Origin of the sequence: Saccharomonospora iraqiensis subsp. paurometabolica YIM 90007 (genome assembly GCF_000231035.2) — a bacterium.
Classification (GTDB): Bacteria; Actinomycetota; Actinomycetes; order Mycobacteriales; family Pseudonocardiaceae; genus Saccharomonospora; species Saccharomonospora paurometabolica.
Map to the genome: position 1 here is coordinate 58769 of NZ_KI912254.1, position 362 is coordinate 59130.

The 362-nt window shown below is 77.3% G+C and carries 1 pseudogene; it reads right to left on the reverse strand.

Annotation, left to right across the window (positions count from 1 at the left end):
- A pseudogene (locus SACPADRAFT_RS28620) lies at nt 1-362 on the reverse strand (diguanylate phosphodiesterase); the annotation flags it as partial.

Below are 362 nucleotides of genomic sequence, written 5' to 3' on the forward strand. Positions count from 1 at the left end.
GACACGTCCTCCGCGTGCAGGGTGAGCACGGCGTGCGGGCGCGCGAGGTCGACGCCGAGCCTGCGTCCGCGGTCCAGCAGGGTCGCCGGGTCGCGGTCGGGTGCGGTGAGCAGATCGGCCACCAGTTCGCCCCGCACCCGGTCCTCGGCCTCGGCCGCCGACCGGCGCAGCAGCAACAGCAGCGCCGTGACCACGCCCGACCGTTCGAACAGCCGACGGTCGGCGTCCCCCAGTTCCGGGCGCCCGGTGAGGGCGATACTGCCCAGCAGTTCCGTGCCGGCCAGCACCGCGCACACCCACGTGTCCCCGTCGGCGACGGCCCGGCCCGCCGAGCGGGACGCCGACAGCGCCGCCGCCGGGGC